This window comes from Nostoc sp. 'Peltigera membranacea cyanobiont' 210A (assembly GCF_002246015.1).
Classification (GTDB): domain Bacteria; phylum Cyanobacteriota; class Cyanobacteriia; order Cyanobacteriales; family Nostocaceae; genus Nostoc.
On sequence record NZ_NOLJ01000020.1, the window covers coordinates 41,611 to 55,877 of the forward strand.

12 protein-coding genes are annotated in these 14,267 nt (G+C 39.4%); 5 read left to right on the forward strand and 7 right to left on the reverse strand.

Features of this window, described 5'->3' with window-relative positions; genetic code table 11:
- Nucleotides 1-268 precede the first annotated feature (268 nt).
- Complete coding sequence (locus CDG76_RS35280) at nucleotides 269-2,587, forward strand: GmrSD restriction endonuclease domain-containing protein (protein ID WP_094353458.1); 2,319 nt, start codon at nucleotides 269-271, stop codon at nucleotides 2,585-2,587.
- 145 nt (nucleotides 2,588-2,732) lie between these two features.
- Nucleotides 2,733-3,335 (forward strand): hypothetical protein, encoded by a 603-nt coding sequence (locus CDG76_RS38010; protein WP_190241089.1) that lies wholly within the window; start codon nucleotides 2,733-2,735, stop codon nucleotides 3,333-3,335.
- Nucleotides 3,336-3,407: 72 nt separating this feature from the next.
- Here CDG76_RS38010 and CDG76_RS38015 read toward each other — a convergent pair whose 3' ends face one another.
- The 5 genes from CDG76_RS38015 to CDG76_RS35310 all read right to left on the reverse strand — a co-directional run bounded on the left by CDG76_RS38015 (nucleotide 3,408) and on the right by CDG76_RS35310 (nucleotide 8,027).
- Nucleotides 3,408-3,572: a hypothetical protein gene (locus CDG76_RS38015; protein ID WP_190241090.1), complete on the reverse strand. Its 165-nt coding sequence runs from the start codon at nucleotides 3,570-3,572 to the stop codon at nucleotides 3,408-3,410.
- Nucleotides 3,573-3,853: 281 nt separating this feature from the next.
- Nucleotides 3,854-4,156, reverse strand: coding sequence for a hypothetical protein (locus CDG76_RS35295; RefSeq protein WP_069069453.1), 303 nt, complete (start codon nucleotides 4,154-4,156; stop codon nucleotides 3,854-3,856).
- Nucleotides 4,157-4,751: 595 nt separating this feature from the next.
- On the reverse strand, nucleotides 4,752-6,530 hold the full coding sequence (locus CDG76_RS35300; protein ID WP_094353459.1) for a bifunctional 3'-5' exonuclease/DNA polymerase: 1,779 nt from the start codon (nucleotides 6,528-6,530) through the stop codon (nucleotides 4,752-4,754).
- Between the two features lie 136 nt (nucleotides 6,531-6,666).
- Nucleotides 6,667-7,221 carry a hypothetical protein gene (locus CDG76_RS35305; protein ID WP_094353460.1) on the reverse strand — a complete coding sequence of 185 codons (555 nt, stop codon included), beginning with the start codon at nucleotides 7,219-7,221 and terminating at the stop codon, nucleotides 6,667-6,669.
- Nucleotides 7,222-7,328: 107 nt separating this feature from the next.
- Nucleotides 7,329-8,027, reverse strand: a complete 699-nt coding sequence (locus CDG76_RS35310; RefSeq protein WP_094353461.1) for a hypothetical protein — start codon at nucleotides 8,025-8,027, stop codon at nucleotides 7,329-7,331.
- Nucleotides 8,028-8,157: 130 nt separating this feature from the next.
- On the opposite strand from CDG76_RS35310, the gene CDG76_RS35315 reads away from it, so the two are divergent.
- From CDG76_RS35315 to CDG76_RS35325, 3 genes are all read left to right on the forward strand, one after another.
- A complete protein-coding gene (locus tag CDG76_RS35315) occupies nucleotides 8,158-8,466 on the forward strand; it encodes a hypothetical protein (RefSeq protein WP_094353462.1) in 309 nt (102 codons plus the stop codon).
- 111 nt (nucleotides 8,467-8,577) lie between these two features.
- Complete coding sequence (locus tag CDG76_RS35320) at nucleotides 8,578-10,536, forward strand: peptidase M23 (RefSeq protein WP_094353463.1); 1,959 nt, start codon at nucleotides 8,578-8,580, stop codon at nucleotides 10,534-10,536.
- Between the two features lie 3 nt (nucleotides 10,537-10,539).
- Nucleotides 10,540-11,268 (forward strand): hypothetical protein, encoded by a 729-nt coding sequence (locus CDG76_RS35325; RefSeq protein ID WP_094353464.1) that lies wholly within the window; start codon nucleotides 10,540-10,542, stop codon nucleotides 11,266-11,268.
- A gap of 174 nt (nucleotides 11,269-11,442) precedes the next feature.
- Here the strand turns inward: CDG76_RS35325 and CDG76_RS35330 are convergent, their stop codons facing one another.
- Both CDG76_RS35330 and CDG76_RS35335 read right to left on the reverse strand, forming a co-directional pair.
- Entirely contained in the window at nucleotides 11,443-12,549 is a 1,107-nt protein-coding gene (locus CDG76_RS35330) for a DUF5895 domain-containing protein (RefSeq protein ID WP_094353465.1), read from the reverse strand.
- Between the two features lie 253 nt (nucleotides 12,550-12,802).
- Nucleotides 12,803-14,137 carry a tetratricopeptide repeat protein gene (locus tag CDG76_RS35335; RefSeq protein ID WP_190241091.1) on the reverse strand — a complete coding sequence of 445 codons (1,335 nt, stop codon included), beginning with the start codon at nucleotides 14,135-14,137 and terminating at the stop codon, nucleotides 12,803-12,805.
- Between the last annotated feature and the right edge of the window lie 130 nt (nucleotides 14,138-14,267).

Below are 14,267 nucleotides of genomic sequence, written 5' to 3' on the forward strand. Positions count from 1 at the left end.
TGCAATAGTAAAAAAATAGTGATATAGGAACCATATTTGATTTTTGGAAAAAACTCAGTACACTTATACTCCCTTCTTCTCTATTCCCTGTTCCCTTCCTACGCAAGTAATTTCAAAAATCAAATCGGGCTGCTATATCAGAATGTAATAAGCAATGATGTATCAGCTTTTTCAAGGCAATCCAAATATTATCTCATCATTTAAAGTATCTGATTTTTTAAGTAAATACCCGGTTATAGAACTTGTAATAAAAGAGCAAAAATAGCCTATGAACATTACTACTATCCTTGACCAAATTGACATGGGCAGTATTGCCCTACCAGAATTCCAACGGGGTTACGTTTGGAATCGCGATCAAGTGCGCGGTTTAATGAATTCACTATATCGCAGGCATCCCATCGGTAGCTTATTAGTGTGGGAAACTAAAACTGAACAAGCAATTGACCATGCTCGTGGCAATGGGAAGCTTTCTACGGGTTCAGTTAAACTGCTACTAGACGGGCAACAGCGCATCACCTCATTCTATGGGATCGTGCGGGGCAAACCGCCTCAGTTTTTTGATGGCAATGTGGAAGCTTTCACTGGTTTGCATTTTCACTTGGAGGAAGAAATATTTGAATTTTACGCTCCCCTGAAAATGAAGGAGAACCCTTTGTGGGTGAATGTCACTGAATTGATGCAACAAGGTGTAGGAATTTTTATTCAGCGGTTACTAAAAGTTTCAGAACTGGCTCCTAAATTGACCACTTACATTAATAGTTTGAATAAGCTTGAAGGCATTAAAAATATCAATTTGCATATTGAAGAAGTCAGTGGTGAAGATAAAACAGTTGATGTAGTTGTGGAAATTTTCAACACTGTCAACAGTGGAGGAACCAAGCTATCTAAAGGTGATTTAGCACTAGCAAAAATTTGCGCTCAATGGCCTGATGCTCGCAACGAACTCAAAGCACGCCTCACAAAATGGAAAAAAGCAGGGTTTGAGTTTCGTTTGGAGTGGTTGCTCCGGTGCATCAATGCAGTTATCACCGGAGAGGCAATGTTTTCCGCACTCAAAGATGTCAAGACTGTGACATTTCAGGACGGGCTATACAAGGCAGAAAAAGCTATTGATACGCTGCTCAACCTGATTTCTGGTCGGCTTGGACTCGACCACAATCGCGTACTGGGCGGCATTTACGCCTTTCCTGTCATGGTGCGCTACCTTGTTGGGCGTGGCGGACATCTTAGAGATCACAAAGAACGCGACAAGTTATTGTACTGGTATGTACATACTTTACTGTGGGGACGGTACGCAGGTTCAACTGAGAGTGTTTTAACCCAAGATTTACACGTATTGGAATCTGAAGATAACCCGCTAGACCAACTCATCGCCAACCTACGACAAAATCGCGGGGACTTGGAAATCAAAGCTATTGACTTTCAAGGCTGGGGTATGGGAGCAAGGTTTTACCCCTTACTTTATATGCTTACCCGCGTGCATCAAGCACAAGATTGGGATAGTGGCATTGAACTATCCAAACATCTTCTAGGTAAGCATAGCTGCTTGCAAGTTCATCATATTTTCCCCAAGTCGCTACTTTATAAAGGCGGATACCCAAAATCCGAAGTTAATGCGATCGCTAACCTCACTTTTCTAACCCAAGAAACCAACCTCAAAGTCTCAAACCGACATCCTTCAGAGTATTTCGAGGCATTCGAGCAAATCCAACCCGATGCGATCGCAACGCACTGGATACCGATGGAACGCAGTTTGTGGCAAATTGAAAACTACCATTATTTCTTAGCCGCACGTCGCGATCTTCTAGCTCAAGCTGCCAATAGCTTTTTGAATAGTCTATTAGCTGGGGATATTCCAGAACCAAAAATGACACATTCAATCTTAGAGCAAGAAGTCGTTGAAATCTCCACTGCGGTTGTACCACTGACTGACGAAAAAATTCTAGAAGAATGTAATGCATGGGTACAGAAGCAGGGATTGCCGATTGGTGAATTGATGTACGAAATTACTGATTCCACAGGAACAGTGAGTGCAGTACTTGATTTAGCGTGGCCCAATGGCTTGCAGTCAGGGAAAAGTCAACCAATTACCCTGCTAATTGATGCAGATAAGGAAATAGAATCAGCTGCAAATCGTCTTGGTTATCGCTATTTTACGGACATAGACACATTCAAAAGCTATGTTATCCAAGAGGTTTTAGCTATTGATTTTCCGACAGTGGACGATTATAAGCAAGCTTTTGTAGCCATCAGGAGCCAACTGACGGATAGCCATAAACTTATGCTCAAAGCTCACTATTATGCACTTGGACAAACTATCACTGCAACTGGGTTATCACAGGCAGCTGAATATGAGCATTTTGGTGGTGCAAATCTCCAATACGCCAGAATAGCAGAACTGCTTGCAAATTACTTAAACTATTTGCCACCTGAACGTGACGACAATGGTAAACCGTTCTGGTCACTAATGTTGGCTTCTGGTTATTGGAAAACTCTGGAAGATACCGAAACTACTACTCAACGAGAATGGTACTGGCAATTACGTCCGCAGGTTAGTCAAGCTTTAGAGGATTTAGGTTGGGTATAAACCAGATATAAATCCTTCAGCGATCGCAGAAATGATCTAATCTTCTGAAAATATCAGTAACTAGGTTAATATCGGTGAACGAATACCAACAAAGTAACGAATTAAAAAAGATTTTTGTCATTATCAGAAAATTCCAAAGGTAAATATGATTAAACGCTTAAAAGGATTCTTTTTGACTGCAATTCTGACTGCTTCCTTGATTGGAGCAACTGCTACTCATGCAAAAGCAGATACTTACCGTGCTGGAGAATTTACCATTACTTTGGATGATGGGGAAAATGGCAAAACCTACAGAGGTTGTGATGTTCAGGGTAAATGTATCGACTTAGACTACGGAACATCTTGGCGTGATAACGGCTATCGAGGTATTACTTGGGAAAATGGCGATTATACTTATTCAGTTTCCTGGCGTGAAAATGCCAATGAAGGAATGTATTTGAATATTTATAACAAAGATAAGCAGATATTACGCCGTCAACTAGTAGCAATCACAGAAAATGTAGCAACTCTGAAGTGGGCAACTTCTTGTGATGTAGTGAATATTAAATCTGGGCAATTGGCACTTCGTGATAGTCCGAATGGACAATCTAGGGCAGGTCTTAATAATGGTAATAATGTTTTATTGAAGGAACAAGAAGGTATATGGGCTTATGTAAGTGTAATTCAAGGCCCCAATACTAGAGTTAATGGTTTGGAAGGATGGGTTAATTCAAATTATCTACATTGCACCAAAGAACCAATTGATTAGCCAACATTACCCTCTATTCATAAATGATTGCTCTTCAGTTTTTAAATTGGTGGGTGTAGTGGAAGTTAATTTTCACTTAAAAATGATTTGAAAAGCAATATCTCTCGCTGACTGCTTCAACACTTGCAGATAAGCAACAGCATCATCACGTCGGCGGAATCTTTTCACAACAATATTTTCTTGATTGGGAATATTACGGACAATACACCACGGTTTTAATTGCTCAGAATAAGTCATATTCTACCCCTTAAAAATGCTGTAAAATAACCATGTTATGTGCTAAAAAATCGCCAAATTTTACCTTAAACGAGGAGGTATACTCAAAGACAGGTCAAATTGATATTGACAATTAGAATTATGTGTGTATTAGATTGATTGGAGAGATATATAGCATTACGACTAGAATTTTGAAAGTGTAGTGAGTCTGAAAACCTTGCAGGGCAAAGCTTTTGTTTTAAAAACCTTTCTTTCAGTAATCAAACCGGATTGCTATATGTAGAATAGAAATGTTATTGAGATCAAGGCGAATGAGTCAGACATAGCAATTGCCAAAGTTGTTCGGGAACTTCTTCAAAATGTTCCAGCAAAAAGTCCATGAATGCCAAATGTCGTAAATCATTAGGCTGAGGATAGCGTCTAAACTTACCTTGCTTAAACCAACCTCTGACCGTAGAATCGGAACGACAGCATATTAAGGCAATTTGTTCATAACTCACATCCCATTTGGCATAAAATTCTTCTGGTTTCATACCAAATTCCCAATGACTGTAGAGTGAAATTAGATGAATTTCTCTTGCCCCTAAAATCCGGGGGTTAGACATTGATACACCTCAAATATGTAAATATTGGAACTCATTTCTTACATCAGGTATTTATCAGTCACAGAGTTTATAGACACACAAATAAAACCCGCTTATATGGCAATACGGTTCAGTTAAGGCTAAAACTCTAGTTACCAAAGTCGTTTTTTTAACGAACCGCTAAGGCGCAGAGAACGCAGAGAAAAGAAAGAGATGCTTAACTGAACTGTATTGGCTTATATGGGTTTTCAACTCTTGATTCACTCTAAATCTGCGTAAGCAGATATAGTTAAAATAGTTCCGTTATTTATAATGGCTAGAATACCGATTCAGGAATAGCCAGAAATAGTGGATAGGGTGTAATACGCTTGGGTTAAGCCTTTTTCTCCCCCTGCTTCCCCTGCTCAAGAACAGCCCGCCCTAACAGATAAATGTCCTTAACTAAACGGTATTGGGATAGGGCGGGGATAGTGCTTCGGTTCAAAAACGAAACGCCCTTTAACCACATTTTTGCACGAGCTATACTGTGAGGAGGGCAATTGAGTTTTTGACAAATATTCTCAGAATAGCTTGACTGCAAATCCAACTTCAGTCGTACTCGGCAAGTTGGGATAGTTCACCAGCTATTTGATGTTTTAATATCTATAATAACTGGAATAGGGCTGAGAAACTTTTGGGCAGCAGCAACCATACAATTGTGTAATATATGGCTAACTTGGTCAACTTCAGTCTCTGGACATTCCAGTACAATTTCATCATGCCTTACACAGATGAGTTTTGTTCTGAATTTAGCTAATGGATTTGAAAGTTTTACCATAGCTAATTTGTTGATGTCGGCATTTAAACCTTGTACTGGATGGTTAAATAGCTCTGATAGTCGGGGCTTGTTTACCCATCTCCTTCGTCTGTTTGCTAGTGTACGACTTTCCTTAATGCCTTGGATGTATTTACGTTTGATGTTTTCATGCCACCTAGCTATTCCAGGATAAGCTTCAAAGAATCGTTGACTGAAAGCTTTTGCTTGTTCTAATGTCATTGCTACTCCATATTTTACTTGGGCGTAAATTTGGAGTTTGGCAGCGCCCATACCGAAAATCAATCCAAAGTTTATTGCTTTTGCTAGTCTGCGGTCTTCTTCAGTTACTTCATTGATATATTTTCCAGTTACTAGAGATGCTGTTAATCGATGTAAGTCAGCCCCTTGACGATAGACTTGGCACATCTTTGTATCACCACTAAGCCGAGCCATAATTCGTAGTTCAATTTGGGAGTAATCGGCTTTGATAATTTTATAGCCAGGGGCAGCAATGAAACAGCTACGAGCTGCTTCATCACGGGGAATATTTTGTAGAGGTGGTTTGCGGCAAGAAAATCTACCGGATTTTGCCCCTAATTGATAATAGTTAGGATGAATTCTCCCAGTTTTGGGGTGGATATGCTGGGGTAGTTTCTCGGTAAAAGTGCCGATAATTTTGGATAGACGGCGGTAATCTAGCAATGCTTGAATTATGGGATATTGTGCAGCTAAAGAAACTAATTTACTTTGATTAGTTGAGTTAATTTTGATCCCAATAGCTTGTAAAGCAGCCAAAACTTGCTGAGGTGAATTCGGGTTTACTGCATCTGTCAGTTCTGGCAGCAATGACATCTGAGAACTAGCAATACGGAGTTGCTTGAGTTGGCTTAAAGCATCTGTTTTTTCAGCTTCTAGTTTTGCACCCAGTATCTGCCATCGGGACAAGTCAAATAGCATTCCGTTAAGTTCCATTTGAGCTACAACAGGCATACACTGAAATTCCAGTCGGGCAATTTTGAGTAACTTTGCCTGCTTTAACTTGTTGAGGAGAATTGGGTAAAGGTCAAGTAATATGGCAGCATCTACGGCAGCATAGTGCAATTGAACCTTAGTAAGAGGTTTACACCAATCGCTGATTTGTTGAGTTTTATCTAGTTGAATGTGTAGTAGCTTTTTAGTTATATTTTGTAAGGATGAGCTTGTTTTTAATCCTGCGGTTAGAACTTTATAAGCAAGTTGGGTATCAAAGAATTGACCAGAGGGTTGAAGTCCTGCGAGTGTGAGAAATTGCCAGTCGAACTTGGCATTATGTGCAATTTTGACAGCAGAGTTACAAAGCAGTTTTTTGAGTAGTGGGCGATCGCTTTTGGGAATAGCTGGTAAATCTATCAGCACTACCGGATGGTTTGGTGCAGCTATTTGAATCAGTCTAATAGAATCAGTTAGAGGGTCAAGTCCTGTTGTTTCACAATCTATGGCTAAAACTTCTGCCTGAAACAGAGATTGGAGAGCAGAATTAAGAGCTGAAACATTGGAAACAATAGTATATTCTGGAGTATAAATACTGGAATTGTTTGTATTTATTAAGCCTGTATTCATAATAAATTAAATTTGAATTTCTCACCTAGAAGCGATAGCTTGTATATCTAGCAACTTCAAAAGATTTAGTTTTATACAAAGATTTTAAAAACTGTTAAAGAGAGGTAATATTATCGATATTCCTCTCTTTCTATGATTAACTGACTTGACGCTTATTTATTTTTGCAATGCTAGAATGCTGAATATTCTCTTGAGCAGATGTAAAAGCAGTAGGAGCCAATTCTCTAATAATGGGTGTGACAATTTCTGGTGCCAGTTCTAAACGATGCTTAATCTGTGCTTGCAACCAGGCTAAAGGAACACTTTTACTGTTGACTTTTTGTTTGATAATTAAGTCAGGATTGGATGTTGAAGCTTTTTTTATGGCAGTAGCAATTTTTCTGGCTGTCCGTAAATCAATTTTGTCTACATCAATGCTAATAAAGTTGTCTGGTTGAGGTTCTGGTTTTGATGTAATACGGTTAGTTGATTGATTTTGATTTTCTAACTTGAGAGATTTCTTAATATCAATAGATTCAAGGTATGATTCTTCAGATATTGTGTTGTTGGTATGATATTCAATATTGAGTGTAAAAGCCTGCCACAGATGGACTATTCCCACAACAAAATCAATGAGTATTACAATGGCATATAAGGCTGTAATTCCAATAATGAGATGATTTAAAATCTCTTGACTTTCTTGAGTATTCATGATGACTAACTTGAAAATTTATGTTCATAATTAAAGAAGCGAACGCTTCCATTTAACAGAAAAATCCTCAGATGAAAATTTGAATAGACTGAGGATTTCTGGAAAATTCAGAACAAGCTAATTTGCACAGTTGAATTTGATGAAGGTTTAGGAGTTGGAGTGCTTTGGGTCGAGTCTAAGTTAGTCTTGGCAGTGACATGACGCTTACCCCATCCTTCTTGTGCTGCGTGTTTAACTATGCTGCGTCGAATTGACCTGCTAAGATAGTTGAATTCATTTTTTACCTGATTAAAATGAATGATGCGATTATTGCTGGCATTGCTCGTATCACCATCACTTATAAATTCATAAAAACTCTTGCAACCCTTTGGTAATTTATCGTATTTGGTTAAAACTTCATTACCTACCCAAAGATAAAGATCAGCGTAGTCCCTATGTAAAGGTGCTTCGTAAGTTGCTGGCATCATGTAGGTAAGAACTTCTGTGGCTGTGCTGGAAACACCAACCTGATCTTGTTCGTATTCAGTGAAGATAAGTTCCAATCGCTCCTGAATACAAGCAAACTTCAGCCATTGGGGAATCGTATCACTCCAAGGACTGCGATGAATTACCAATGGCCCTGCAAGGTAGCGAACATGGTGTAGGGAAAATTCAGCTATTTCCAAAAGACTTGCTAATAATTCTTTTGGTGTATTTAAACTTGCCAGAATTTTCAGCATTTTTCGGGTGTTGTCTGGCAGTTTGGTACTATTACCATTACTGATTTCTGCCATTATTTCTGGTGAAATTAAATTCATTTGCTCCATTTGTCATCTCGATATGAGCGCATCACAAAAAATAGCCAATCGGCTAAAAAATTAATGTCCAATAGGTGAAGGCTGATATTAGATAATTCTTTTTATGCTGGCATTGATACAGGTTTTTTAGGTAATGCCAATGAATAACGAACCCACAATTAACCAAAATCTTGATACTGACGACAGTAGTAATTATCAGTCTGGCAGTGGCTATCAATCTTTATGTTACGGTGTTGAGCAATTAAGTTCTGGAGATAGTAGTAATCCCTTGCAAGCAGACCAATTTAGGGATGGTTATCAAGAGAATATTTTTGAAATCAATCTTGGGGATACACCTTACACTGAATCGGCTGCTAATCCCAATCCTCAATTACCAGGATATGGCTCTGGCTCAGGTTACAAGTCTAAGAAAAGTCAACAGTCAGCATCGCCAGAGCTAGAGTTATAAGTCATATTTCTACTGATAACTATACCCCACAAGTAACAAAAGAATGGTTTCCATTAAATAAATTGCTTTGCTTATTTGGGTATAGTTGCTGTCATCTTTAAACCTGAAATTATGAAGATACCAAAAGCATGGATATCTCTTCTGGTTGTCATTGCTTGTATTATTTATAGTATCGCTGCACAAGCTACAATCAACACAATTGGTGATGGCAATTTACCGACTCGAATTGTAGAAGTTGCAAATCCTCAGTCTCGACTACCTGCTACTAAAGTTTTGCTCCCAGACTGGAGCCGCATTTCTCTAGCCCAGCTACCAGGTATCAGTCAATCCGGTGCAATTGATGGCAGTCCCTACAGTCAAACACTAGGTTATGACCTGAGTCGCACTTGGAATGTGGGTATGACTCCTGACCAATATTTGAAGTTAGGAGATATCAGTGAAGCATTACAGGCAGAGGAGTTTTCTTTGCAGGCGATCGCTCTACGCACACAACCAGAGGCGAACACAGACATTAACAGTATAGATTTAAACAAAATTGCCTTGAGTGAATTTCCCCTGATTGGTGAGCAGACATTAAGCCATTTAGCTCAGGTTGTTCCAGAATTGGCTAAGACACAAGTAAACAATATTACACCTGTTGCAACCTTACTAAAATCTCAGGGGATTGCTGCATCTAATTTAACACTAGCTCAGGTACTAACACAGTATGAAGTTGGGCAAATGAAGCTGGGAGAAATCGACTTGTTAAAGTTTTCTATTTCTTCAATTCCTAACTTAGATGCAGTACAGCTACAACAATTTACAGGTTGGATGAATAGCAATGTTTCGGATATTCCTGGTTTGGGACAAGTACCTTTAGGATTAATGCCTAATCCCATCACTGAAATTGGTAGCTTGGTAATGCGGATTGATGTAGTTTATGGGCCAACAGAAAACCGCCGTAACAATACGATTTCTGGTTCAGACGTGCAAGGGTTTTCTGTGCCTTGTACTGAAAAAGACTGCGCTTACTTAGAACTGGACGATTTGGAGAATACAGGTCGTAGCGATCGCAGTAAGTTAGAAGGTAAACAGTGGATTTCCGGTAAATACCAAGAAGTCGAGGGCGGGCGGGGTATCTTGAAAGCAGTGAATAACGGTCGGGAACCAACAGGACGGCTACCGTTTGGTAAAGCTTTTAAGGTGGTGGTAATGGAGCCGGATGAAACTACTGATACGGTAGATACGGCTTTGTTCTTTCGATTCTGTGCTTGGCGAATGGGTTGTACACCTTACTTTATCGGGCCTGTTCCTTTTTTCAGCTACAAGGTTAACTCCCTGATATTTGTAGGTAATTTGAGTGAACAGAGGACAAATACTACGTCTTTACCAACCGGAGCTACAAGAGAGCCGAAAGCTAAGACTACCAACGGTACTGGAGTAATAGAGAAGATAAATCCATGCACCTTTAGTAGTGCTAGTCAATCGATAACAGATCAATCATTCTCCGGTATTGATTTGCGATCGCTGGGAAATGCGATCGCGGAAATTGAGAGCGCTGGTAGCGGGGATTACAAAGCAGTTGGCATACATACCTGTGCAGATGGGGGTTTAAATTGTGGTCGCGCTCTCGGTCGCTACCAGTTCATGAGTTATAACCCTTATGCAGTGCAGTTAATTGCTGTCAAGCCTGGAGGTCAAGAGTTCCTGAGTCAAGTGGAGCAAGGGCATCAACCAACAGAGGCTGAACTATTTGAGTTTTTTCCTCCAGCTGACCAAGATAGGGCATTTATGGCTGATATGGCTAACAAAATTCAAGTAACACAAGAGCAAATCGATCCGGCTAGAGGACAGCCATTTACGGGCGATCGCCTAATTGAACGAGTGGCTCAAAAGCATTTTGGTGGTGATTACAGCAAAGTTGATGGAAATGGCTCAGATGCCCTCGGTCGTCTCAGTCTCAAAGATTACGGCAAAACCGCTTTAGCTAGTTATCGCAACAGTAATAGCGATAATGGAACGCTGACCTGTTCTCCCAATGTAAATTCTAGCTACATCAGCACTGCTAAAAATACTGAAAATGGGAGGTAGAGTATGACAGATTTATCTAAAACTTCTATTACCTCAGCCCATGAGATAAAAGAAATACTGGATACTGAGCTGCATTCAAAAATACACTTTGGGCAAACAGCGGAAGGAAAGGGAGTTTATTCTTCCTCCGCCTCCCCTACTCAGTCTCAACCACTGAAGACAACTGCATATCAATTACCAGCACCGACTATGAGGGTACGCTACTGGGTTCATTGGTTTCGCATTGGTTTAGGCATCTTTTTGTTGCTGTCAATTCTCATGAGCTTAGGGGGCTGTAGCTTAAATGCAGCAACCGTTACTTGGAACAAAGCTGCTAATGTTGTGCCTGCTACAGTCCTTGAACAGGTGATTGTAGAAAATACAGAGTTAAATTCCAAAGTATCTGCTAAAAATATACTGGCTTGGAGTGTGGAAGGAAAAGACGGTAGGTTCGCAGTTTTCAACTTGAATACACCTGATGTCTGCGGTGCTTTGGGATGTCTGTATACTGGTTACTGGCTCAGAAAGGACAAACCAATTACTCAGGTATTCTTGAGTTACTTGAATCCCAATTTGCCAACAGGTAAACATTTGTTGTCAGTGGGAGAGAACCGAGGTCAGGCATTACCGTGCATTAAAGTACTGCAAACCGAGCAAGAGCAGCTACGTCAATTGAATTTTTGTTTCAATGGCACTGGCTATCAACTTGCTGATAGTCAGCTTTTCACTAATAGTAAAAAATCCCAAAGTTGATAACTTGAAAGCTGGAAGATAACTCTGCCATAGTCATCTTAGCTACGGCAGAGTTTTCTTCTAAAACCTCTAGGAAATTCCCATTAAATCGGTATCTAGGTCAGTGGTGGATGAAGAGTGCTGAGTGCTGAGTAGTGGGTAGTTTACCAGCACAGACGCTATAGTTGTATTGGACTATTCCTCATCATCTAGTTCATCGTCTTCCTCCTCAAAATCATCATCGTCTAATTCAGCTTCCAAATCGTCGGTTTCATTGAGGAAGTCGTCATCGTCAATAAGTTGAATTTTGCGAGGTGGCTTGGTCGCTGGTTTGGATTTACGAACGCTTTGAGTTTTGTTCCTATTCTTATTTGGTGGCAATACTTCCACGTCTACAGATACCGATTCTCCCGGTAAAGCAGGTAGTGATTGAGGTTCATTAAAACCAGCGATCGCATCATGTTGTTGCCAAATGAGGGCTTTAGCTGTGGGCTGACCCAAATAAAATTGAGACAGATTTTCAACGGTGGGTTTGGTGTAATCTACAGTCTTACAACAGTCGTGTTTATTCTTACCTTCGCCCTCTTTGACAGCTTTGAACTCGACTGACAGCACACCTAAGCTACGCCACCTATCGTTTTTGCCGCTAAATGGCACTTGGAAATAGTCAGCAAAGGTTTTCTCCAAAGAACGGTAAAACTCCTCACGCACTGACTTAAAACTCCAGAGAGCTACATTCTTAAAGCGGACAACGACAGGAGTAGTATGCAGGGGTTGATTATCCTCATCTAGAAACACTAGTGCATGTTCTGAACACACATCCATTGTTTTCTTGTCAAGGTTATGCTTGTATTCATCATAAAGCCCAACAAAAGAACCACCTAAGTCTTCAACATCTGACTTATAACGGATATATTCTGGTACAAAAGCTAAAACTAATAACCGTGCTTGAGTAATTAAGAGTCCAGTAACATCTTCAGTTAGGGTGACAATAGTTAGGTCGTTTTCATCAGGCATATCAAGCCAGCCAGCCTTTTCTAACTGGTCTTCTGGAATTAGAAGTCCGGCGGGTTTGTCATTAACGACAATGCCGTAAGGCAGTAATGGTCGTCTAACTTGGTTATAACTGTCGCTGAGAAGTTCTGGGTCAATATCGTCAATATCAAGGTCTGACAATTGAGTGTTAGGAGCTTTCTTATTGGCTGCTTGAGTTTTGGTATTAGCTTTGGGATTAGAAGCAGCAGTTTTGGCAGTAGATTGATTGGAGCGATTAGAGTTGTTTGAAACCCTAGATTTAACCATTGGACTACATAAATATGATTGCCCAACGCATGAGGCGTTAGCCTCAAAACTTAGTTATTGAATGGCGGTTGCTACAAAACACAAAAATTTAATATGGTGGAAAATTGTTATAACCAATTAGCTGATAAATTAATTGTCAATTATCTTTAAATAAAAAGCATCATTTTTTGATTTTATTTGGTTAAAAATTACACGTATATTGGCGAAACTCTACTAAAAACTTGACATCCACTAACCATCATTGCAGGTTACTTTAATTATACCATTCACACTGATTGCACCTCCATTTAAGTGCATCTTTGTTAGGAGAATACGCAGAAATTTTTGGCAATTGCAAATATTTACCATCTATTTCGCCATAGGTAGTATCGCGCAAACTAGGAGCAATGTGTACCTGCATTGTCTCTGGGTTAATAGCAATCAGGTTAAGGTCAAACAGTGTATGTATATCTGCTCGCAGGAGCAATCCATTTGAAGGGTGATTATTCTCAATCTCATTGTAAGGAATGATATGGGCAGCTTCCAAAGCTGCTTGTGCATCACATCCGGTGATAGCGCAGCGATAATTGTAGACTTCAAGCAAACTTTGACGGAACTGAGGTTGTCCTTGTCGTCGAGTAATAGATATACTAATTCGCTCTTTAGCTTGCTTTATACTCTTTGGTAAAAAAAAGCTGTCAGTCTCAATAGTCGCAGTAAGCTCCTTAATTTCTGGCAAATGATTGTAGTTAATCTTTTCTAAATTTTGCCTCCTTTTATTTTTACCAGTGTATTCAAAAGGAGGATTTGTAATCGGTTTGATAGTAACAGACTTCTCTGTATTTTCTAATTCTATTGGTCTATGATTAATAGTTTCAGGGATTTCTTGAGTATCCTCATTAGTCGTTTCTTCATCAGTAGCATCTAAAGACTGAATGAGGTTGAGTGCGTGCTGATAATATTCTATCCATCCACCTTGCTGATAAAGAGCAGCAGCTTTATTTAAATCCTCAATTGCTCCTAATTTATCACCTAAATGATAGCGGGTAAGACCTCGGTATTCGTATACATCAGGATAGGTTTGAATAATGTTAATTGCATTACTATAATCTTCAATAGCTTTTTGATGATTTTTTAAATCACTGTAAACATTTCCTCTATTGATGTAATAAACAGCTTCTTTAGGATAATAAAAAATTAGTTTGTTGTAATCTTCAATAGCTCCTTCTAAATCTCCCAGCTTGTAACGAGCATTCCCACGCTGGTCATAAACATCATTAGAAAATTGAGGAGAACATTCTATCTCAAATACCTTATTATAATCTTCAATAGCCCCTTGGTAATCACCTAAGTTAGCGCGAGCATCACCACGATCAGTATATAATAAATAAATTATACTCACGTATGCTGTTACTGAAATACTAAACCAAACATCATCAGAATTTAACTTAAGCGCATGGTTATAATCTTCAATAGACCCTGCGTAATTGCCTAATTCATTACGGATTAAAGCACGTAGATAGTGTGATTCGGGATAATTCGGATCAAGCTGAATTGAATTTTCAACATCTTGAAATGCTATTTTGTAATCACTTTGTTCATAACGCAATACGGGAGCATCCCAATTTTGCAAAAAGAGGGTGAGAAGACCAGTTTATTCGCGACTATGACTCGCGAATAAATGGGGGCTGTACATCAACACAAGAATTCGAGAGAATTATTTGTGTTCAATCTCAAGA